23 protein-coding genes are annotated in these 22,139 nt (G+C 42.0%); 19 read left to right on the top strand and 4 right to left on the bottom strand.

Translation table 11 applies throughout. The features are described from left to right. Nucleotides 1–70 precede the first annotated feature (70 nt). The 11 genes from AS29_RS00820 (at nucleotide 71) to fni (ending at nucleotide 10,212) form a co-directional block, all read left to right on the top strand. Complete coding sequence (locus tag AS29_RS00820; RefSeq protein WP_035408588.1) at nucleotides 71–1,042, top strand: YpdA family putative bacillithiol disulfide reductase; 972 nt, start codon at nucleotides 71–73, stop codon at nucleotides 1,040–1,042. After that, nucleotides 1,039–2,010, top strand: coding sequence for an asparaginase (locus AS29_RS00815; RefSeq protein WP_035408590.1), 972 nt, complete (start codon nucleotides 1,039–1,041; stop codon nucleotides 2,008–2,010). Before AS29_RS00820 ends, AS29_RS00815 begins: the two co-directional genes overlap by 4 nt. Nucleotides 2,011–2,094: 84 nt before the next feature. Further along, nucleotides 2,095–2,748: a glutamic-type intramembrane protease PrsW gene (gene prsW / locus AS29_RS00810; RefSeq protein WP_035408592.1), complete on the top strand. Its 654-nt coding sequence runs from the start codon at nucleotides 2,095–2,097 to the stop codon at nucleotides 2,746–2,748. A gap of 290 nt (nucleotides 2,749–3,038) precedes the next feature. Then, the gene (gene sleB / locus AS29_RS00805; protein ID WP_035408595.1) at nucleotides 3,039–3,968 is read left to right on the top strand and encodes a spore cortex-lytic enzyme; all 930 of its coding nucleotides are present in this window, start codon (nucleotides 3,039–3,041) and stop codon (nucleotides 3,966–3,968) included. Between the two features lie 15 nt (nucleotides 3,969–3,983). Then, nucleotides 3,984–5,333 (top strand): germination protein YpeB, encoded by a 1,350-nt coding sequence (gene ypeB, locus AS29_RS00800; RefSeq protein WP_035408596.1) that lies wholly within the window; start codon nucleotides 3,984–3,986, stop codon nucleotides 5,331–5,333. Between the two features lie 132 nt (nucleotides 5,334–5,465). Further along, entirely contained in the window at nucleotides 5,466–6,125 is a 660-nt protein-coding gene (locus AS29_RS00795; RefSeq protein ID WP_035408598.1) for a flagellar brake protein, read from the top strand. A 210-nt stretch (nucleotides 6,126–6,335) separates the two neighbouring features. Then, nucleotides 6,336–6,509: a DUF5359 family protein gene (locus tag AS29_RS21175; protein WP_156505825.1), complete on the top strand. Its 174-nt coding sequence runs from the start codon at nucleotides 6,336–6,338 to the stop codon at nucleotides 6,507–6,509. An 80-nt stretch (nucleotides 6,510–6,589) separates the two neighbouring features. Continuing rightward, nucleotides 6,590–7,261 (top strand): (d)CMP kinase, encoded by a 672-nt coding sequence (cmk, locus tag AS29_RS00790; RefSeq protein WP_035408601.1) that lies wholly within the window; start codon nucleotides 6,590–6,592, stop codon nucleotides 7,259–7,261. Nucleotides 7,262–7,266: 5 nt separating this feature from the next. Continuing rightward, nucleotides 7,267–7,848, top strand: a complete 582-nt coding sequence (locus tag AS29_RS00785; protein ID WP_035408604.1) for a lysophospholipid acyltransferase family protein — start codon at nucleotides 7,267–7,269, stop codon at nucleotides 7,846–7,848. A 150-nt stretch (nucleotides 7,849–7,998) separates the two neighbouring features. Next, nucleotides 7,999–9,147 carry a 30S ribosomal protein S1 gene (gene rpsA, locus AS29_RS00780; RefSeq protein ID WP_035408798.1) on the top strand — a complete coding sequence of 383 codons (1,149 nt, stop codon included), beginning with the start codon at nucleotides 7,999–8,001 and terminating at the stop codon, nucleotides 9,145–9,147. A gap of 12 nt (nucleotides 9,148–9,159) precedes the next feature. Continuing rightward, the gene (gene fni / locus AS29_RS00775; RefSeq protein WP_035408606.1) at nucleotides 9,160–10,212 is read left to right on the top strand and encodes a type 2 isopentenyl-diphosphate Delta-isomerase; all 1,053 of its coding nucleotides are present in this window, start codon (nucleotides 9,160–9,162) and stop codon (nucleotides 10,210–10,212) included. Between the two features lie 61 nt (nucleotides 10,213–10,273). On the opposite strand, the gene AS29_RS00770 is transcribed toward fni, so the two are convergent. Beyond that, nucleotides 10,274–10,402 carry a YpzI family protein gene (locus AS29_RS00770; RefSeq protein WP_066098912.1) on the bottom strand — a complete coding sequence of 43 codons (129 nt, stop codon included), beginning with the start codon at nucleotides 10,400–10,402 and terminating at the stop codon, nucleotides 10,274–10,276. Between the two features lie 229 nt (nucleotides 10,403–10,631). Here AS29_RS00770 and AS29_RS00765 point away from each other — a divergent pair, with 229 nt between their 5' ends. The 7 genes from AS29_RS00765 (at nucleotide 10,632) to AS29_RS00735 (ending at nucleotide 18,517) form a co-directional block, all read left to right on the top strand. Then, entirely contained in the window at nucleotides 10,632–11,237 is a 606-nt protein-coding gene (locus AS29_RS00765) for a YphA family membrane protein (protein ID WP_035408608.1), read from the top strand. A gap of 354 nt (nucleotides 11,238–11,591) precedes the next feature. Continuing rightward, on the top strand, nucleotides 11,592–12,902 hold the full coding sequence (gene der / locus AS29_RS00760) for a ribosome biogenesis GTPase Der (RefSeq protein WP_035408800.1): 1,311 nt from the start codon (nucleotides 11,592–11,594) through the stop codon (nucleotides 12,900–12,902). A gap of 36 nt (nucleotides 12,903–12,938) precedes the next feature. After that, entirely contained in the window at nucleotides 12,939–13,976 is a 1,038-nt protein-coding gene (locus AS29_RS00755; protein ID WP_035408610.1) for an NAD(P)H-dependent glycerol-3-phosphate dehydrogenase, read from the top strand. Nucleotides 13,977–14,285: 309 nt separating this feature from the next. Next, nucleotides 14,286–14,489: a DUF2768 domain-containing protein gene (locus AS29_RS00750; RefSeq protein WP_035408613.1), complete on the top strand. Its 204-nt coding sequence runs from the start codon at nucleotides 14,286–14,288 to the stop codon at nucleotides 14,487–14,489. A gap of 18 nt (nucleotides 14,490–14,507) precedes the next feature. Then, nucleotides 14,508–15,224: a hypothetical protein gene (locus tag AS29_RS00745; RefSeq protein ID WP_051860706.1), complete on the top strand. Its 717-nt coding sequence runs from the start codon at nucleotides 14,508–14,510 to the stop codon at nucleotides 15,222–15,224. Between the two features lie 182 nt (nucleotides 15,225–15,406). Continuing rightward, on the top strand, nucleotides 15,407–16,885 hold the full coding sequence (gene spoIVA, locus AS29_RS00740; protein ID WP_035408616.1) for a stage IV sporulation protein A: 1,479 nt from the start codon (nucleotides 15,407–15,409) through the stop codon (nucleotides 16,883–16,885). A 282-nt stretch (nucleotides 16,886–17,167) separates the two neighbouring features. Next, the gene (locus tag AS29_RS00735) at nucleotides 17,168–18,517 is read left to right on the top strand and encodes an ArsB/NhaD family transporter (protein ID WP_035408617.1); all 1,350 of its coding nucleotides are present in this window, start codon (nucleotides 17,168–17,170) and stop codon (nucleotides 18,515–18,517) included. 33 nt (nucleotides 18,518–18,550) lie between these two features. On the opposite strand, the gene AS29_RS00730 is transcribed toward AS29_RS00735, so the two are convergent. The 3 genes from AS29_RS00730 to AS29_RS00720 form a co-directional block, all read right to left on the bottom strand. Further along, nucleotides 18,551–19,210 (bottom strand): hypothetical protein, encoded by a 660-nt coding sequence (locus AS29_RS00730; RefSeq protein WP_035408620.1) that lies wholly within the window; start codon nucleotides 19,208–19,210, stop codon nucleotides 18,551–18,553. Between the two features lie 33 nt (nucleotides 19,211–19,243). Then, nucleotides 19,244–20,245, bottom strand: a complete 1,002-nt coding sequence (locus AS29_RS00725; protein WP_035408623.1) for a DUF2642 domain-containing protein — start codon at nucleotides 20,243–20,245, stop codon at nucleotides 19,244–19,246. A gap of 124 nt (nucleotides 20,246–20,369) precedes the next feature. Next, nucleotides 20,370–21,473, bottom strand: coding sequence for a CotH kinase family protein (locus tag AS29_RS00720; RefSeq protein ID WP_082883681.1), 1,104 nt, complete (start codon nucleotides 21,471–21,473; stop codon nucleotides 20,370–20,372). 160 nt (nucleotides 21,474–21,633) lie between these two features. Between AS29_RS00720 and AS29_RS00715 the strand changes: the two genes are divergently transcribed. Further along, nucleotides 21,634–22,065: a hypothetical protein gene (locus AS29_RS00715; protein ID WP_051860707.1), complete on the top strand. Its 432-nt coding sequence runs from the start codon at nucleotides 21,634–21,636 to the stop codon at nucleotides 22,063–22,065. Nucleotides 22,066–22,139 lie beyond the last annotated feature (74 nt).

The raw sequence follows: 22,139 nt of genomic DNA, 5'->3' as shown, positions 1-22,139 counted from the left end.
GTTCAATGAACAGAGATTAATGGGAACACTTCTCTGAAACAGGTCCTATCTATACGGGAGTGAGATGGTTATGCGAAATGAAAAAGCTTTAATTGTCGGCGGAGGTCCATGCGGATTAGCTGCCGCTATAGCATTAAAAAATATTGGGATTGACCCGGTTGTGATTGAAAAAGGGAACATTGTGAATGCCATTTATCATTATCCAACCCATCAGACATTTTTCAGCTCAAGTGAAAAGCTTGAAATCGGAGATGTCGCATTTATTACGGAAAACCGCAAGCCGGTTCGAAATCAGGCACTTGCTTATTACCGATCCGTAGTGAAAAGAAAGGGCATCCGTGTTCTGCCTTTTGAAAAAGTAGAGCATGTAGAGAAGATGGAGAATGGATTCTTCGCAGTGGAGACTTCCAAAGGAAGATATGGTGCAAATTATGTCGTTATTGCGACAGGTTATTATGATCATCCCAACTATATGAACATTCCAGGCGAAAATTTGCCGAAGGTTTTTCACTATTTTACTGAAGGTCATCCTTATTTTGATCAGGACGTAACTGTGATTGGCGGGAAAAATTCCAGTGTTGATGCGGCCTTAGAACTTGTAAAAGCAGGGGCAAGAGTAACGGTTTTATATAGAGGCAGCGTTTATTCTAAAAGTGTAAAACCTTGGATTTTGCCTGAGTTTGAAGCTCTTGTCCGGAATGGCGCAATTACGATGGAATTCGGAGCATGTGCAACTGAAATAACTGAACATGAAATCGAATACACCGTTGGAAATGAAAAGAAAAGAATTGAGAACGATTTTGTTTTCGCGATGACAGGCTATCATCCTGATCATCAATTTTTAAAAAGAATGGGCATAAATGTGGATGAGGAATCAGGAAGGCCAATTTATAACCCGGAGACGATGGAGACGAATATAGAGGGTCTCTATATTGCGGGAGTACTGGCTGCAGGCAACAATGCGAATGAAATATTCATTGAAAATGGACGATTCCACGGGGGCCTTATTGCTGAGAATATAAAAAAGGGGGAAAATGAATGAAGAAGAAAGTGCTTCTTTTAACAACGGGAGGAACAATAGCCAGCAAGGAAATATCAGAAGGCCTTCTATCATCAGGAGAGCTGTCAGGTGAAGAGCTTGCTGCTCTTTGCAGACTTCCTGAAGACATTGAAGTAAAGGTTATTGATGTTATGCAGCTGCCAAGTATGCATATTACGATGGATAAAATGGTTTCGCTGAAAGAAGTGATAGAACAGGAATTTCAAGATCCTCAAGTATCAGGCATCGTGGTTACCCATGGAACGGACTGCCTGGAGGAAACGGCTTATTTTCTCGACTTGACGATTAAAGATCAAAGACCGGTTGTGATAACAGGCTCGCAGAAGGCTCCGCACGATGTAGGAACGGACGTATATTCAAATTTACGGAATTCCATTTATGCAGCGGCCAGCGATTCTCTCGCGGATGCAGGTGCGGTTGTTGTATTTAACGAAAGAATTTATTCAGCTAAATATGTTAAAAAGGTGCATGCATCAAACCTGCAGGGCTTTGAATCATTTGGGTATGGGTATATGGGAATTATCGATAATGACCGGGTTTTCATTTATCAAAAACCGATTCGCAGAGACCAGCATCATCTCGTACGGAAGTTTCCTAGGGTCGATATTATAAAATCCCATACAGGTCAGGATGGACTATTTATACAAGCTTCTGTACAGGCTGGTGCGAAAGGGATTGTAATTGAAGGAGTAGGCAGAGGACAAGTCACTCCGTTTATGGTTCCGGCAATCGAAGAGGCATTAAAAGAAGGAATAACGGTTGTTGTTACAACAAGCGCCGAAGAAGGGAAAGTCCATCCAACCTACAGTTACTCGGGCAGTGCAGAGGATCTTCAGCAAAAGGGTGTTTTGCTCGGGGGGGACTATGATAGTAAAAAAGCGCGAATCAAACTAGGGGTATTATTATCAAGTAAAGGATTCGCTGATCAGGGAGATTTTGAAAATTTCTAAGTTCGGAAGGCATGTTCAATTGCAGCTGTACGTGTTACGATATAACTGGATGCAATTGACAAAAATTGAAAAGAGGCTTTCTGTATGATTGCGGCAGTATCGGCAGGAATTGCCCCTGGTCTGGCAATATTATGCTATTTTTACTTAAAAGATCAATTTGATAAAGAGCCTGTATATATGGTAGTTCGGGCATTTATTTTCGGTATGGTCCTTGTTTTCCCGCTTATGTTTATTCAATACATAATAGATGTAGAAAAAGTATTTTCAAACGATTTTATTCGTATCTTTTTTGCGTATGGCTTTTTAGAGGAATTCTTTAAATGGTTCATTTTATTTGTTGCCATATACCCCCATGTGCATTTTGACGAACATTATGATGGAATCGTTTACGGAAGCGCGGTTTCTTTGGGGTTTGCGACATTGGAAAACATTCTGTTCCTTTTTGCCAACGGTCTTGAATTTGCAATTGGAAGAGCTTTTTTTCCAGTCTCAAGCCATGCGCTGTTTGGTGTTATTATGGGCTACTACCTAGGGAAAAGTAAATTCACACAAAATCGTAAGAAAAAAAAGAAATGGCTGGTGCTTAGCTTAACATTGCCGGTAATTTTACACGGATTTTATGATTACATACTGTTCACCTACAAATTCTGGCCTGTTATCATGCTGCCGTTTATGCTGATTCTTTGGTGGTTTGCTTTGCATAAAGCTAAGCAGGCGAGACTTGCCAGACATATATAATGTTCAGGAGTCCGGTACTTTTCCGGGCTTTTTTTGTTGTATGACGAAAAAGGTTAGATTCCACTCACATAGACATTCTGTTTTTAAAAGCTGCTTTAGCTGCCTCAGCAGGCCATTCTAAACAGTCCCCAAATATGAATGACCTAAATTGAAATAGCAAACATTATTTAAAACAAATTGTATCACTTAAAGTATCCCATTATATCCCATCCCGAAGATCATGAATAAAATGCCATTCACTACAAAAAATACATATAACAAAAATCATCCATAACTTAGGAGGCAGCATCATGAACAGAATACGTTTTGCATGGATGGTACTTTTATCAGTTACCTTCATATTAACGTCGTCTTACGTGTATTCGGATCTACCAAAATCAAAAGCATTTACGCAGCAGGTCATTCAGCGGGGAGCAGTCGGCAATGATGTCATTGAATTGCAGGCGAGGCTTCAGTATATAGGGTATTACCACGGAAAAATTGATGGAGTGTATGGATGGAGCACTTATTGGGCTGTAAGGAATTTTCAGCATGATTACGGTCTTGAAAATGTTGACGGGCTTGTTGGACTGACAACAAAGCAAAAGCTGGTTAACCAGTCTGATTTTAATGACCAATTTGTTCATACACAGCTTTCGAAAGGAAAAGACTTTACTCATTATGGCGGGATTCCCCTTGAAAAACAAACCGGTCCTTCCAAAAAACTCAGAACCCAAATGAGAGCTAAAAATCAGGGGAATGGTCAAAAGCTGGCTCAAAATCAAAAGGGCGGCGGCCAAAAGCAGAAAGCTCCAAAAGGAAATCAAAAACAAACTGCACAGAAACAGAAATCAAACAATACGGCAGTTAATATGCCTGCAGGATACTCTCAAAATGACCTTCAGCTGATGGCGAATGCTGTTTATGGGGAATCAAGGGGAGAATCCTATGTAGGACAGGTAGCTGTTGCGGCTGTTATTTTGAACCGCATTGACAGCCCGACATTCCCGGATACAGCAGCTGGCGTTATTTTCGAGCCAGGTGCATTTACGGCTGTAGCAGATGGGCAGATTTGGCTTGAACCGAATGAACAGGCTAAGAAAGCGGTTCTTGATGCGATAAACGGCTGGGATCCCACAGAAAGCGCTTTGTATTATTTTAATCCTGATACAGCTACAAGCGGATGGATTTGGGGCAGACCGCAAATTAAAAAAATCGGAAAACATATTTTCTGTAAATAAGAAGGGGGTTTACCTGTGATACGCGGAATACTTATTGCGTTTCTTGCAATCGCCGTTATTGGAACCGGATATTGGGGCTACAAAGAGCATCAGGAAAAAAACGCGGTCCTTATCCATGCAGAGAACAATTACCAGCGTGCGTTTCATGATTTGTCCTATCAAATGGATGAGCTTCATGACAAAATCGGAACAACGCTTGCCATGAACTCAAGGGAATCTTTATCTCCGGCACTTGCTGAAGTATGGAGAATCACTTCAGAGGCTCATAATGATGTAGGACAGCTTCCTCTTACCCTTCTTCCGTTTAATAAGACAGAAGAATTCCTTGCAAGCATAGGAGATTTCAGCTACAGAGCAGCGATTAGAGATTTGGAAAATAAGCCATTATCAAAGGATGAATATGCATCGCTTCAAAAGCTTTATGAAAAATCTTCTGATATTCAAAATGAGCTGAGAAATGTTCAGCATATGGTTATTGATAAAAATCTGCGGTGGATGGATGTGGAGCTTGCATTGGCTTCTGGCAAGAAGCAGCAGGACAATACCATTGTAGATGGATTCAAATCTGTAGAAAACAACGTAAGTGCCTACTCAGAAACCGACTTTGGTCCGGGCTTCACTTCTATGAAAACGATGGAAAAGGGTTTTGAACAGCTTAAGGGCAATGACATCACACCAGAGCAGGCAAAACAAAGGGCAAAAGAGTTTGCGTCTACTGATGTCGATAAATTGAAGGTTACACAAAGCGGAAAGGGCGCGGGATTCGAATTTTACAGTGTATCCATGTACGATAAAAAGCATAAAGCAGATTTGTACATGGATATTACGAAAAAAGGCGGTTATCCGATCTGGCTTATACAAAGCAGAAAGGTGAATGAAGAAAACATCAGCCTTAATGACGCTTCAAATAATGCCGTATCCTTCTTGAAAGAACATGGCTTCGAAGCTGAGGATCTCGTATTGAATGAGAGTGCGCAATATGATTCGATCGGTGTATTCTCTTACGTTCCCAATGAGAATGGAATTCTGCTTTACCCGGATACACTAAAGATCAAAGTTGCTTTGGATGACGGACAGATCATCGGATTTTCTGCAAAGGATTTTCTAGCCGCGCATAGAAAAAGACAAGTCCCCAAACCTGAATTAAAAGAAAATCAGGCGAGGGAAAAAATTAATCAAAAAGTCATGGTGCAGGAAAGCAGACTTGCTGTTATTACAAATGAGCTCGGTGAAGAGGTTTTATGCTATGAATTTCTAGGAACCATTGATGACGATACGTTCAGGATGTTTATCAATGCAAGCACTGGAATGGAAGAAAAAGTAGAAAAACTTAAAAATGCGGAGCCCATTTTTAACGAACTGTAATGGTCTGATTATGCTTCTGCTGTAATTAATCCGATTGAAAAAGGAAAAGTCGAGACTTTTCCTTTTTCTTATTCCATGATTTAATAAAGAGTGGGAACAAAATAGAATAAACGATTTGAAAAGAGTGATGAAATGCTTGAGATAGGGAATGTGATAACACTTGAACCGCTGGACCAGTCTGGCGATGTGTATAAATGCAAAATCGTATCAATGGACGAAGGCACGATATCAATTGATTATCCTCTTAATGAAAGTACAGGGAAAACAGCCTTTATTATGAACGGCACGCTTCTTACCTGTCTGTATGTGGCCTCCGATCAAAACCCTTACAAGTTCGAAACAGCCGTTATGGGCAGAAGAAAAGAAAACATTCCCGTTATCCTCCTGAAAAAACCTGATAATCAAGACGTTTTGAAAATACAAAGAAGACAATACGTCCGGATTGATTCAGATGTTAATGTCGCTGTCCATTCTCCAGCTGAAGCCTTTGCACCATTCGTGACTGTTACATCCGATATAAGTGCAGGAGGAGCAGGTATCATTATTCCGAAACATACTGAACTAAGCGAGAAAGAGCAGCTCATAGTATGGATGTCTCTTCCCTTGCAGGATGGAACGATTAGCTATGTTAAGGTCGACTCGGAATCTGTCCGGATTTTAGAGGATTCTTCAGGGATCAAAAAAGCTACGATTAAATTTATCAACATGACTGAAACCGCACAGCAGAAAATTGTTCGTTTTTGTTTTGATCAGCAAATTCTTCATAGGAAAAAAGAAGCTGCCGCTGAATAAGTTCATTTCCTTAGACCGATACTTTTTAAAAAAGGCTATGCTAAGCATGATGTTGATTTTTAACACTGTTCATTGAAGCGGAAGGCGTGAGACACCGAAGGCGCAAAGCGCATAAGAGGCTCACCGCCCAGCAAAGATAAACGAACGCCTGCAGTGGAAATCGACAGCCTGATTTGACAGAGTCTTAAAAAGGTCAGGTGTGAGCGGGATATGAAACGAGCAGAAAGAATGTTAATGAAATTGATTATTTTTCATCTGGCCGCATTAATTGCTGCACAGGCGATTATGCAGCAGCCCGCGGTTAAGCCGTATGTATCTAAAGCAATCCGGTATGAGGGCGTAAACAGGCAGACAGTTAGTGAATGGCTGGAAACATTTAAATAATCACGTGTGCAGATGACCGGTCTGCATTCTTTTCTGCTGCGGACTGCAATGAATCTATTACTCTTAGAAGGAGATTGAACATGAATAAAAGACTATCGGTAGCAATAGATGGACCTGCCGCAGCAGGCAAAAGTACTGTCGCTAAACAAGTAGCCAGGGACTTTTCGTATGTTTATATAGACACAGGGGCAATGTACAGAGCCCTGACTTTTAAAGCAATCAGAAATAAAAAAGATCCTGAAAATGAGGGTGAATTGATGGAACTGCTTCATTCAATGGAAATCACTCTTGTGCCGGAGGGTTCAAATCAGCTTGTTCTGATCAATGGGGAAAATGTAACGGAAGAAATTCGGACAAGTGAAATCAGCAATCAGGTTTCGGCCGTTTCCATGCATCGTTTGGTACGGGAAGAAATGGTCAGAAGACAGCAGAAAATGGCTGAAGCCGGGGGAGTGGTCATGGATGGCCGTGATATCGGAACTCATGTCCTTCCGGAAGCAGATGTAAAAGTGTTTCTGCTTGCTTCCGTCGAAGAGCGGGCAAAGCGCAGACATGAAGAAAATCTGCTTAGAGGATATGAATCAAGCATCGATCTTTTAGCCAATGAGATTGCGCGCCGGGATAAACTGGATTCCGAAAGAGAAGTGTCTCCATTAAAGAAAGCGGAGGATGCTGTTGAAATCGATACGACTTCACTCAGTATACGCGAGGTTGTAGACCGCATTAAAGAATTGATGATAGAGAGGCTCTGATAACAATGTCCTTATACCAGTTTGGAAAAAACCTTGTATTAGTTTTATTTAAGCCAATTTACAGAATGGAAGTACATGGGAGAGAGAATTTTCCCAAATCAGGCTCCGTTCTGTTATGCAGCAATCATATTGACAACCTGGATCCCCCGATCGTCGGTGCCTGTACACCCCGCATGGTCCATTTTATGGCGAAAGAAGAATTATTTACTATTCCTGTATTAGGGAAGATTCTCCTGAAGGTCGGAGCTTTTCCTGTAAAAAGGGGATTGAGTGACAGGGAAGCACTGAGAAAAGGACTAAAAGTTTTAAAGGATGGAGAGGTTTTAGGATTGTTTCCTGAGGGAACAAGAAGTAAAGACGGCCAGCTTGGAAAAGGACTCGCAGGAGCGGGATTTTTTGCTCTTCGGTCAGATGCGCTCATTGTCCCTTGTGCAGTCGTTGGGCCGTACAAACCTTTTAAGAAAGTCCGTATTTATTTCGGAAAACCTCTGGATGCCAGTGAGTACAGAGAGAGAAAAGTCACTGCGGATGAAATGACAATAGTCATAATGGAACAAATCAGAGAACTGCTCGAAAAACATCGTTAATCAAGAGTTTTGACTTGACAAAAAGTAGCATTTATTAGAAGTTAGTACAAAGAGGGGTTTTCATTTCATTCGTTTGTCGAATGGAATACCATACATATTATCAAAGTTGTGCAGGTTTTGACCAAGGAGGTAAATGGAATGGTAGATGAAATGAACAATGGGGAAATGAATAACGTGGAAGTAGCTGTACCTGAAGTTGGGGATATCCTTAAAGGTACGGTAACGAAGGTTGAGGAGAAGCAGGTAATTGTTGAAATTGACAATTACAAGCACACAGGCATTATTCCAATCAGCGAGCTTTCCAGCCTTCACATTGAAAAAGCTTCTGATGCAGTCAAGGAAAACGATGAACTTGAACTAAAGGTTTCCAAGGTTGAAGAAGAAGCCATTATTTTATCCAAGCGTGCAGTAGATGCAGACAAGGCTTGGGACGACCTTGAGAAGAAGTATGAAGAAAAAGGGATTTTCGAAGCTGAGATCAAAGACGTTGTAAAAGGCGGACTTGTAGTGGATCTGGGCGTTAGAGGATTTATTCCGGCATCACTTGTGGAAACTCATTTTGTAGAAGATTTTTCAGACTACAAAGGGAAAGAACTCTCCTTAATGGTAGTAGAGCTGGACCGGGAAAAAAACCGCGTCATTCTCTCCCACAGAGCTGTTATTGAAAAGGAGTCCTCGGATAAAAAACAGGAACTGCTTGAATCCCTTCAAGCGGACCAGGTTTTGGAAGGAACCGTTCAGCGTCTGACAGACTTTGGAGCTTTTGTTGACATCGGTGGAGTAGACGGACTCGTTCATATCTCCCAGCTTTCCCATACACATGTGGATAAGCCATCCGATGTAGTTGAAGAAGGTCAAAAAGTATCTGTTAAAGTCCTTTCAGTTGACCGTGATAATGAGCGTATTTCACTATCGATTAAAGAAACATTGCCTGGGCCATGGTCGCAAATTTCTGAAAAAGTGAAAGCTGGAGATGTTAAAGACGGTACCGTCAAGCGCCTCGTAAGCTTTGGAGCTTTTGTTGAAATATTGCCTGGAGTAGAAGGACTTGTTCATATTTCTCAAATTTCCAACAAGCATATTGGCACACCTCAGGAAGTTCTTGAAGAAGGACAGGAAGTGAGTGTGAAAGTGCTGGATGTAAATGAGAATGAGCAAAGAATTTCTCTCAGCATGAAGGAGCTTGAAGAGCCTCAAAAGGCAGATGAGAACGATTATAAAAATTATCAGCCGAAAGAAGAATCAACAGGATTCTCATTGGGCGATATGATTGGCGATCAGTTAAAAAAACTTAAATAATGGTGATGATTCTTGAGCAGAGCTAAACGCAAACTAGATCATATAAATCATGCTTTGACTACCGGACAAAGCAGGCAAAATGGGTTTGATGATATAACGTTTGTTCATAAAAGCCTGCCGGACACATCCGTTGAAGACATTGATATGTCGGCAAGGATAGGCGAACTTTCTACAAGTTCGCCTATTTTTATCAACGCGATGACCGGCGGAGGCGGGGAAAAAACCGAACAAATTAATGAGGCCCTATCAACTGCAGCCGCTGCATTTGGCATGGCGATTGCAGTTGGCTCACAAATGGCGGCAATCCGCGACAAATCAGAGCAGCCTTCCTACGAAGTGGTGAGAAAGGTGAATCCGAAGGGAGTCATTTTTGCGAACCTTGGAAGTGAAGCTAATGCAGATCAGGCAAAGCGTGCGATTGATATGATTGAAGCAGACGCCATCCAGATTCATTTGAATGTCATACAGGAGCTGGTTATGCCTGAGGGTGATCGGGACTTCAAAGGTGCATTGACTAGGATTGAAGAAATTGTCCGTCATGCCGGTGTACCGGTTATTGTCAAAGAAACCGGTTTTGGAATGGATTGGGATACGGTCCTTCAATTGAAAAACGCAGGCGTATCAGCCATCGATATTGGCGGATACGGCGGAACGAATTTTTCAAAAATTGAGAATGCCAGACGGAACAGAGCATTGCACGCATTCAATGGCTGGGGTATACCGTCTGCGATTTCTATAGCCGAAGGATCAAATGCAGCAAGGGGCGAGGTGTGTATCCTCGGATCCGGGGGAATTCAGGATTCTCTTGATGCGGCGAAGGCCATTGCTTTAGGTGCTTCCGCAGCAGGGATGGCAGGAATCCTTCTCTCCGTTTTTACAGAGCACGGAGAAGAAGGTCTTCATGAAGAACTCAGGCTGCTGCACGAAGAGTTCAAATGGATCATGTGTGCGCTGGGAACGAAGACGATAAAAGAGCTGCAAAACGCTCCATTAGTCATTTCCGGTGCCTCCCATCATTGGCTCTATGAGAGGGGATTTGAAACCTCCTCATACAGCCGCCGATAAAAAAAGCCCTCGCCAGACATGCTCTCTCAATGAGAAGCATGCTGGCAAAGGGCTTTTTGTTTTAATTTCTTTCTCTTGATTGTTCAGTACTTTCAAGGCTTGTAGCGCCCTTGTTTTCCAATTTCTGATCACGGTCGGATTCAACTCTTCTGCTTTCCTTCAATTTCTTCTCTTGACGGTCTTTTCCCATACATACACCCCCTGACTGCAGACTTTGTTAAGACTGACTGATGACTCTGGTTCCCTTGTTGCTCATGATCCTCTTAGCAAAAAGTGCTGAGTCCTCAAGAGAAAATCTACAGACAGGTTTAACAAGCCTATTTTTAAATAGTTTGCTTCAAACTTCATCTTTCAATCATTAAATTTGATTAAAACCGGCTGATCTTTTCCATAATGATAGAGATGGGAGAGGATTTTTTATGCAGGGGATATTATTTTACTGGATTTCTTGGGCTTTATGGATTGCGTCATCGTTTTTAATGAATAAATCGAATCTCAGAACTTTTTTTTCTTTTTACCTTCTCCTGCTTATTATTTCCGCGGGATTTCAGATATCTTTGCCAGATGGTGAAATGGGAGTGGCTTTTTTACTTCTTTACATCGGCGCATGCGGATTGGCAGCTAAATATCGATTGCATCGATCTTTGCGGTTTATGATTGGGGCACTTGGAATTGCATCTGGATATGCCGGGTTAAAGCTTATGCAGCTTTTTGATCCGGTGTGGTTTACAATCAGTCCGTTCTTATTGTTATTTCTGATCATTTTTATAGCCGTGGGATTACTGGGTACATCCTTTTCAGGTAAAATGTGTTTGTTTTTAATTGGAATTTGCAACGGAGAATTACTTTATGAATTAATCATCCTTCCCGTTTCCGGAGCAGTAAGCATAGGCCAGGATACGTTTCTGGATTTTTCATTACTTGGAATGGGCGGCTTTAGTATTTGGGGTCTGATGGAACGTTATGTAAACTTCGGTAACGCCTACGGAAAGCCGAGTAAGAATAAGCAAAGCCGGAACGTCTGAAAAAGCAGACGGGAAAAAAGAACTTTACAGGATGTACGAACTTAAATTGTTAAATACGAGAAAAGCTGATATGATAGGTTTGGACGCCCTTCTTCGGAATTTGATGGAAGGGTTTATTTCATCACGTTTTTCGGGCTTACAGGAAACAAAATAAAGCGGCTGCCCTATAAAGCCCGGACCCGCATAAACAAGGTACAACCTATGTGTGACCATAATTAAACGCGGACATCACCTTAATGAAAATTGAAATGATATGATCGTATTAATAATAAATTAAATGTTTAATACAAGCAGAATAAGCATGCCTTTGAGCAGGCTGTCATGCAGGATCGTGTTGGAAAGGATGTAAAAGATATGCCAAAACCAGTAGTTGCAATAGTAGGGAGACCAAACGTCGGTAAATCAACTATTTTTAATAGAATTGTCGGAGAGCGGGTTTCCATTGTAGAAGACCGTCCAGGAGTTACACGGGATCGGATATACAATAAAGGAGAATGGCTTAATTACGAATTTAACATCATTGATACAGGCGGAATCGATATTGGCGATGAACCGTTTTTAGCCCAAATCAGGCACCAGGCAGAAATTGCGATTGATGAAGCAGATGTCATCATCTTCATGACAAACGGCAGAGAAGGGGTTACGGCAGCTGATGAAGAAGTTGCTAAAATCCTCTATCGAACGAAAAAGCCTGTCGTACTGGCTGTAAATAAAATCGATAATCCGGATATGCGTGAAGCAATGTATGATTTCTATGCACTCGGCTTTGGCGATCCGTTCCCGATTTCAGGATCTCATGGGATTGGCCTTGGAGATATGCTGGATGATGTCATTAAGCATTTTGCCGGAATCAGCCAGTCGGATTATGATGAGGAAATTATTAAGTTCAGCTTGATTGGCAGACCGAATGTCGGAAAATCATCGCTTGTTAATGCTATGCTCGGCGAAGAGCGTGTAATCGTCAGTGATATTGCCGGCACGACTAGAGACGCAGTGGATACAACATTCAAGCATAACGGCCAGGAATACGTAATTATCGATACGGCTGGAATGAGAAAAAAAGGAAAAGTCTATGAATCCACAGAGAAATACAGCGTCCTAAGAGCACTGAAAGCAATTGACCGCTCTGATGTCGTTCTTGTAGTCATCAATGGGGAAGAAGGAATCATTGAGCAGGATAAGAAAATTGCCGGATATGCCCATGAAGCGGGAAAAGGCATCATCATTGTTGTGAATAAATGGGATGCTGTTGAGAAAGATGACAAAACAATGAAAACGTTCGAGACAAATATTAGAGAGCATTTCCTTTTCTTAAGCTATGCCCCTATTATTTTTCTATCGGCTAAAACGAAACAGCGGATTCATACGTTAGTTCCCGAAATTGTAAAAGTAAGTGAAAACCACTCTCAAAGGGTTCAAACAAATATTTTGAATGAAGTTGTCATGGATGCTGTAGCAATGAATCCAACTCCTTCTGATAAAGGTAAAAGGCTAAAAATTTATTATGCTACTCAAGTTGCAGTCAAACCGCCTGCTTTTGCTGTTTTTGTTAATGAACCTGAGTTAATGCATTTCTCCTATGAGAGATTTTTAGAAAATCGGATCCGTGAGGCCTTCGGATTTGAAGGAACGCCGATTAAGATCTTCTCCAGGGCACGTAAATAATTGATCGGCATATAAAGGGCAGGGGGGGTATGTAAGATGGAAAAGATTGCAGTACTTGGTGCAGGAAGCTGGGGAACGGCTCTTGCTTTAGTTCTTGCTGATAATGGACATGATGTGAGGCTATGGAGCCATAGGCAGGAGCTTGCAAATGAAATCAATACGCAGAAGCAAAATAGCAAATATTTGCCTGATATCATACTTCCGGAAGGAATTACTGCATACCACAATCTTCAAAGTGCATTGGTTGATGCACGGACGATCGTGGTTGCCGTTCCTTCAAAAGCCATCCGGGAAGTTCTTGCGAATGTAAGGGAGCTAATGAAACAGCCGGTCACAATGGTCCATGTATGCAAAGGTATTGAGCCGGATTCGCTTAAGCGGGTATCAGAGATTATTTCAGAGGAAATGCCGGCTGAAATATTAAAGGATCTTGTTGTATTATCAGGACCGAGTCATGCAGAAGAGGTTAGCTTAAGACACCCTACAACAGTGACCTCTTCCTCTAATAATGTCCAGGCTGCTGAACGCGTTCAGGAGCTGTTCATGAATCAGCATTTCAGAGTCTATACGAATCCGGACATGATTGGTGTGGAAATAGGCGGTGCGTTAAAAAATGTCATTGCGCTCGCAGCAGGCATTACGGATGGCCTGGGCTATGGAGATAACGCGAAAGCCGCTTTAATTACAAGAGGGCTTGCTGAAATTGCTAGGCTTGGCAGTGTCATGGGAGGAAACCCGCTGACCTTTTCCGGATTAACGGGAATCGGGGATCTAATAGTTACTTGTACCAGTGTCCACTCGCGTAATTGGAGAGCGGGCAATATGCTCGGTAAAGGCCATGATCTCAACGAGGTTCTGAACAGCATGGGAATGGTGGTCGAAGGTGTCCGTACAACAAAAGCTGCCCATCAGCTTGCTGAAAAGTACCAGGTTAACATGCCGATTGCTGAAGCGCTTTACAATGTTCTATTTAATGGGCATTCACCAAAAGAAGCCGTGGATTCATTAATGGGCAGAGGAAGAACACACGAAATGGAAGACCTTGTTAACATTATGGAAAATCGTTTGCAATAGCCATGCTACTTATTGCGGGGGACCTGCATATTATATCTGGAGATTCAAGGCTCAACCTATTCCTCTCCGATAAGCCCGATCACCCTTGCATGAATAACTCATAAATATGGGCATTTGAGGATGCAGACAATCATTGAATCGCATATCATAAATCGAAGCATTTGAAGAGTTGTTTCTCTTGACTGGGTTCATTAGTCTGTTTCCCCTAAGCTGAAGTAAGGAAGCCCCCTCTTTACTTCAGTTTCTATTTTTTTATAATTTGGACAAGTGGAATTGTAACCGCTCACAACGCTGCTGGGAGGGAAAAGAATGACGCCTGGTCTTTTAAAAATGTGGATTGCTTTATCATCAATCGCTTTTATGTTTGTTGCTGTTTTCTCTATCTACATAAGCAGATACAAGATAAAGAGTGGAATAGTGAAGATGCTAATTTCAGCAGCTGCTTACTTTTTTATGATTGCGGCCGGTCTGCTTATGATTTTTGTCGTATTCAGCGGTCCAGTATCCAAATAGGACTGTGAGGTGAAGGAAATGAAGAAATGGGCAGCACTCGGATGGATTGGCATGCTGGTGCTTCTTAGCGGATGTTTGTACCCTCAGGCAGAGCTTACACAAAATCAAATTCCATATGAAGATCAGCTGGAAAGCGTCCAAAAAGCCGTCAAGGATTACAGGGACGACACAGGGGGGCTATTGCCCATTAAAAACAAGGATATGAAAACGCCAATCTATGAAAAATATCCAGTTGATTTTTCAAAATTGGTACCAAGTTTTTTGCCGGAGCCTCCTGGAACATCCTATGAAAATGGGGGGATCTATCAATACGTACTTATAGATGCGGAAAAAACCCCTACTGTTAAGCTCATCGATCTTCGGATGGCCGAAGAGATTAGAGATCTGCGCATCAGGCTGAGTGCCTATACCCAGTCCAAGCAGTACCCTCCTTACAAGGAAGTCCTTGAGTCCGGCGTGTTCACCCTTGACTACACAAAGCTTGGACTTAAAACTGCCCCGGCAGTTACGAGTCCATTTACAGGAAATCAGCTGCCTCTTCTGATAGGAAGCGATGGAGAAATTTTTGTGGACTATCGGATTGACCTGCAGAAAAAATTGAAAGAAACCGGGAATCACCCTAAACCTGATGAGGACATAAGAGGGCTCCTAGTCCAGGATTCGGTGTTTGTACCTGCGTTTTCAAAACCTTACACGGTAAATGAAAAAAATGAACCTGTTTTTATGAAGAATTAAGGAATGAACCCTTCTGGAGACCCATAGACTCCGATAGAAGGGTTTTTTATTTTGAGGAACAGGATAGAAAATTTTTCTCAATCAGGCATAAACAATTAGGACAACATCATAAATATAAAGTGTCCTTAACAATGTGAAAAAAATCGGGGTATCCCAATATAGCTAAACCGGGAGGGGATCGCTTGGAAAAGGTAGATATTTTTAAAGATATTGCTGAACGCACCGGCGGTGATATTTATCTTGGCGTTGTCGGAGCAGTTAGAACAGGAAAATCTACATTTATTAAAAAGTTTATGGAATTAGTGGTGCTTCCAAACATCGGCAGCGAGGCGGACAAAGCGCGTGCCCAGGATGAATTGCCTCAAAGTGCAGCCGGAAGAACCATTATGACGACAGAACCAAAATTTGTACCGAATCAGGCTGTCAGCGTCCATGTGGAGGATGGCCTGGAAGTGAACATCAGGCTTGTAGACTGTGTCGGGTACACAGTCCCCGGTGCAAAAGGGTATGAAGATGAAAACGGACCAAGGATGATTACGACTCCTTGGTATGAAGAGCCTATTCCTTTCCACGAAGCTGCTGAAATCGGGACACGCAAAGTGATTCAGGAACATTCAACGATCGGTGTGGTCGTGACAACGGACGGATCAATTGGAGAAATTCCAAGAACGGATTATATCGAAGCAGAAGAACGCGTCATTGATGAGCTGAAAGAAGTGGGTAAACCGTTCATTATGGTTATCAATACAGTTCAGCCTTACCATCCTGAAACAGAGAGACTAAAGGCGCAGCTTAATGAAAAGTATGATATCCCTGTGCTTGCGATGAGTGTAGAAAGCATGAGAGACAGCGATGTCATGAATGTCCTGCGAGAGGCCCTTTATGAGTTTCCTGTGCTTGAAGTAAACGTCAATCTTCCGAGCTGGGTCATGGTGCTTAGGGAAAACCACTGGCTCCGCGAAAGCTACCAGGAAGCGGTTAAGGACACAGTAAAGGATATTAAGCGATTAAGAGATGTAGACAGAGTCGTGAGTTTCTTCAGTGAATATGAATTTATTGAACGGGCAAGTCTTGCCGGAATTGAAATGGGGCAGGGGATTGCGGAAATCGATTTATATGCACCGGATTATCTTTACGATGATATCCTTCGTGAAGTTGTGGGAGTGGAGATCAGAGGGAAGGATCATCTTCTCCAGCTTATGCAGGATTTCGCTTACGCAAAGGCAGAGTACGACCAGGTTTCAGATGCGCTGCGTATGGTGAAGCAAACCGGATATGGTGTAGCTGCTCCTGCATTGTCAGATATGAGTCTTGATGAACCGGAGATAATCCGCCAGGGTTCGAGGTTTGGGGTGAGGCTGAAAGCGGTCGCTCCATCTATTCACATGATTAAAGTGGATGTTGAATCAGAATTCTCACCGATTATCGGAACAGAGAAGCAAAGTGAAGAGCTGGTCCGATACTTAATGCAGGACTTTGAAGATGATCCGCTTTCCATTTGGAATTCAGATATTTTTGGACGCTCACTCAGTTCCATCGTTCGAGAAGGAATACAGGCGAAGCTTTCTCTAATGCCGGAGAATGCAAGATACAAGCTGAAGGAAACGCTGGAGAGAATTATTAACGAGGGATCAGGCGGACTGATCGCAATCATTCTATAAAAGCACCTGACCCGTCCAATTAGGAGACGGGTTTTTTTGTGTTTATTTACATATAAGACACTTAGCCAGTAAATAAAAAGCCTTGATTTAAGGAGATCTATCCGAATAGGAGGGGGACTTTGCAGGCAATTGCCAAGTCGGGCCAGCTGCCTCACGCGGGTTCAAGCGGATTTCTGCTGCGTTAGGTATTCATATCAGACAAAAAGAAAGTGGCCTCATATAAATAGAGTACGGATGATGGGAAAAGACAAGCGTTTAATAAATAGAGAGAGGAGGAAAATAATGATCGTTACACCCGGCTTTGCCGCTGCAACCATTGTTTTCTTTTTTACCATGATACTCGTTATAACAAGGCCGATGAAATTGAATGAAGCTGTTTATGCATGTGCAGGAGCAATAACCGTTATGCTTTTAGGGATTGTATCCTTGGCAGATATAGCGGAAATATACTTTAAAATTGAAGATGCCTCGATTACCATTATTTCTAATTTCATTCTCGCTCTGATTCTTGATAGAATTGGATTTTTCCAGCTTGTGGCAGAGTATCTGATTCGATTATCCAGGAATTCAGGACCAAGACTTTTCTGGCTGACAGCTGGACTTAGCTATTTAATGACACTGCTCTTTAATAATGATGGATGCATCTTAATTCTAACCCCGCTGCTTATTAAATTGCTTAATGCCACCTCTTTTAAGAAGCATGAAAAATTTCCGATTCTCTTAACAAGTGCCCTTGTAGCTACTGCTTCCAGTGCACCAATAGGAGTCAGTAATATCGTAAACTTAGTGGCACTCAAAATTATCGGCATGTCCCTGCATGAACACGTATGGATGATGTTCCTGCCTGCTACGCTTGGGGTTGTATTTTTAACTTTTCTTTTGTACGGATTGCTGCGAAAGAGTATTCCTAAAACATTTGTCTCAAAACCATTCTCTCCGGATTCAAGCCGATTTCATCATCCCCTCAAACCCCTTAATTCAGCAAAAATCAATCCTAAGCACGTTCTGATGATCTGCTCCTTTATTCTTGGGATGAGAATTATTTTAATAAGCAGCTCTATGCTCGGTTTATCTTTATCCTTTCTTTCCATCGCAGGAGTGCTGCTTCTATATCTGTTCACTCGAAAAACGTATCAGATATCGATGAGACGAACGCTAACGAAGGCTCCATGGCACGTGTTTCTATTTGCGTTTGCTATGTATATTCTGATTTATGGTTTAAACAATGTGGGAATAACAGCTGAATTGACAAAGTATATGGCCGATATGATTAAAAGTATGCCTCTTGCCGAATCTTCAATTACAATTGCACTTGTTACAGCAGCTCTGTCAAACCTGATAAACAATCATCCGGCATTGATGCTAATGATGATGGCGCTATCAGACCTGCATCTCAATCCAATAATTCTTAAAGCTTCGTATATGGCGATTATTATCGGCAGTGACATTGGATCTCTCGTAACGCCGATCGGAACGCTTGCCACATTGCTTTGGCTGTATATTTTAAAAGAAAACGGGATCAAAATTAAGTGGAAGAGCTATATGAAAGTAACACTGCTTGCTATTCCATTAACTGTAGTGGTAACCGTTTTCTTCCTGCTTGGCTGGATATATCTCAACATAAATATGTAAAACCAATGAGATTTTCTCATTGGTTTGTGTTTTTTATGGCAAATGAGCTGCCTTAACGTGGCTGATTTTCAGATAAATGGGCTGTCCGTCTGCTTTTATCAGTTCCATCATGTTTTGTTCGATGTTTTTGAGAAGTCCTATTTTTTCAGGATTTTCTGCTAAATCAAAAACGAGCATCTGGCCGGTATATTTCTTTAGCTGCTCTTCTAAATTCCGATTTACACTTAATCCTGCAATCGTAACAGGCAGCTCCTGGCTGTTTAATGTATAGGGAGTAGTATTAGCGGGATATGGAATCAGCCACTTCAAATGATGAAGGGAAATCAGTACATTTTTGAAGACAGGTGAATAAAAAACCAGATAGTCATTCAACACATTCGTAATATATCCATGCAGAGATTTATTGCCGGTCACGTAAATTTCTGCAAATATTCCCTTCGCCTGATTCAGCGTTTTGCGGTAAGAAATCTGTTCATCAGACTTTACCGGTTTTTCTGGAATTTCACCTTCAAAACTCTCCATTTCAGATGTCTGCTGGATGCTGTGAACGTGCAGAAGGGGGATATAAAGGTGCTGAGTGCCGTTGAATAAAACGATGATATCCAGTCCTGCGTCTACTAAGTGTCCTAAAAATTTCACTTTGCCGGTAATTTCTGCTTCAACCGGTTTTCCGATCAGCTGTGTGTAAGTCAACGGTCGCTCCTCCTTGCAGTTATTGAGTGCTGCTTATCTTTTCCAATGGAAATCCACTGTTTTCGTTACTTGAGTATACACTCTGTCGTAGCTGTGTTCGCGGACCGGTTCACTTTTCCCGTTCGCTTCCTGGTTGTTTTTATTTGAGTCCTGGGATTTGTTTTCATTTTCTTCGTTCCCATTTTGATTTTCTTCTGCATTGCTTTCTTCTTCATTGGACATTTTGGCTTTAATGCTGCGAACGTGTCCTGGTTCAATAACGATGGATTCTTTTTTTCCTTCCAAGACATATCTGCCGCGGCCCTGCTCATACAAGGTTCCTTCTGCTTTTTCAGGACCGCCGCTATGAATGGCTATTTCAGATCCTCTGAGTGCTTGAAACAATCTGTCGTAGCTATGTGCAAGAAAGTATTCATCCTCACAGCCGCAATCCTCTTTTCCTTCATTTTCCTGCTCGTTTTCTTGTTCTTTGCTGACAATGCCTGCAAGGCTTTTAATATGATACATGCTTATATAAAGAACATCTTTTTTGGATTTTACAATGACAAAGTCACTTTTTACGTCCAAAATTGTCCCTTTTACAGAATCTGGTCCGCCCTGATTGATTTGAACTTCTTCGCCTTCATGCATGCGAAGCAGGCTGCGGAAATTGCGAGAATAGTAATAATCAGGAATTTCCTGTGCTTTCACGTCTTCTTTCTGTGCTTCTGCTTCTTCCAATCTTGCTTCAGCTTCAGCAGCAGCTAATCTTCTTTCCGCCTCTTCGGCTGCTAATTCTCTTTCTGCTTCTTCAGCTGCAACTGCTCTTTCATCCGCTTCTTGTTCTGAATTGGATTCTGCGGTCACACTTTTAACGTGGTGAAGCTGGTAGTAAACAACCGGACTTTTAGGACCAGGTTTTTCTACGGCTAAAACGAGGAAATCTGTACCTAAATCAAGGAGCGTCCCTTTTTTGGCTTCAGGGCCGCCGCGGTTAATTTTCACTGTTTCGCCAACATAGGATTTCCAGTATCTTGAGTTTTGCTTTTGTTTCATCATTCTTCCTCCTCGGAAAATGTCCATAGTAGTTATTTATAATGCATTTATACTCACCCATGGCATAAGTTGAACCAAGATTAGAACCCAAATTTAGCAAAACAGCAGCAATTGGTTCTGTTGCCTACTTCCATCCTCTGCTGGACAATTCCCTGGATAAAAAATCGTTTCTAGCCTGAATAAAATCTTTAATAAAGCGTGGCTCCTGTCTAAATTCCTGTACATATTTCCCGACATAAGGATCTCCTTGAACTTCTGGTTCCAATTGGGCAAACAGATCATCCATCATTGGAGTAATTGTTTTGGTAGTAAATGTTTGATCCAATAAACTGTTCATAAGCCCTGCATAAATATTTTTAAAAGATTCGATGGCCAGGAGTCTTGCAGACAGTGTATTGTATCCCTCAATTCTGACGTATTCAGCTCCCATATCGGTCCCATTCACGTCTCTTCCAAAGGTTGCATCATAATCCCAGGGGATAATAATAAATTGATTGGTCTGTTCATCCAGCAATAGTGCGTAATTGTGGACAAAACCGTCAAAGTTTTGCAGGCAAACGACACCTGCCAGCCAAGACAAGTACTGACGGACATTTATATATTCAGTAATTCTTTTTTCAAATTCCTGATGTGTGGCCGTATTTACAAATACAATAAATTCAGTTAGCCTCATTAGCGCTGATTTATTGCCTGATTTAAGTTCATATCCCTGAAGCAAGTTTTTTTTCAGCGACTTATCAAGGTCACTGTGCAGAGAAAAGTTAGCGTCTCCATCAATTGCATAGATGATGGAGCACGGATTAAGCCTGTGTTTTTCTGCGAAATCTTCATTTACAGACTCAAGTTTCAAATAAATTCCTTCGTATTTTCCATTTATATAAAATTTTACATATTCCCAGTGAGGGACAATCAGTCCGATTAAATCCAGGAACTTAAATGACAATGCATTTCTCATAAAAGAAGGATCGTAATATTCAGCATTTAAATGGAATTCACGTTCTCCCTTCACCTTTTTCCTTCCTGCATGATTAATAAAATATGATTTTTTCTTCGCTTTCCTTGTATGTGCTCCCCTGTATGCTATTTCGGCATGAACCTTTATTTGATCCTGAAAGACAAGTGTAGTAGGGAGAGGTTCATCGTTCCACAAATCTCGTCTAAGTTCAGTCAAATGACGGGGAGTGATGGAACAATTCAGCTTTTTGATGGATGCTTCGGCAGAGTTCATATTCATCACACCTTTTTGATGGTATGCCATCTTATGCAAAGACAACTAATCTTTGTTAAAGGGCACGAGTATATTTTCAAAGTGTGGGACAACAAACCAAGCAATCGCAGACGCTGAAGCGTATTCTAGAGCATAAAGAATAAAGGGGGTTAGAAAATATATGACACAACATGATATTTTTGATGCTCATCAGCTTGCTTTAGAAAATGGTCTTGAAGGATTTTTGTTTCAAGATCCCTCTGAAGCAGAGGTAGAAGAGATGTTAATGATGCCTCCGGGAAGAAGCCGCCGTTCCGGCAGAGGCTCTCGCAGAGGCAGCCGCCGCTCAGGCAGAGGTTCACGCAGAGGCAGCCGCCGCTCAGGCAGAGGTTCACGCAGAGGCAGCCGCCGCTCAGGCAGAGGTTCGCGCAGAGGCAGCCGCCGTTCCGGCAGAGGTTCGCGCAGAGGCAGCCGCCGTTCCGGCAGAGGATCACGCAGAGGCAGCCGCTGCTCTGGCAGAGGTTCGCGCAGAGGTACAGCCCGCCGTTCCGGCAGAGGTTCAAGAAACAGAAATCCATGGGTTTGCCGTTCTATTCGCAGAAGCGGAAACTAACATTAGGTTTTGAGAAAGGCTGGTATAACAGCCTTTCTTTGCTATTTACATAATATGGAAAACAGGCTGAGAAA

It is taken from the genome of Bacillus sp. SJS (genome assembly GCF_000732485.2).
Taxonomy (GTDB): Bacteria; Bacillota; Bacilli; order Bacillales; family Bacillaceae; genus Metabacillus_B; species Metabacillus_B sediminis.
Note: the sequence above shows the minus strand (reverse complement) of the source record. Positions and strands in the feature narration are given on the sequence as shown.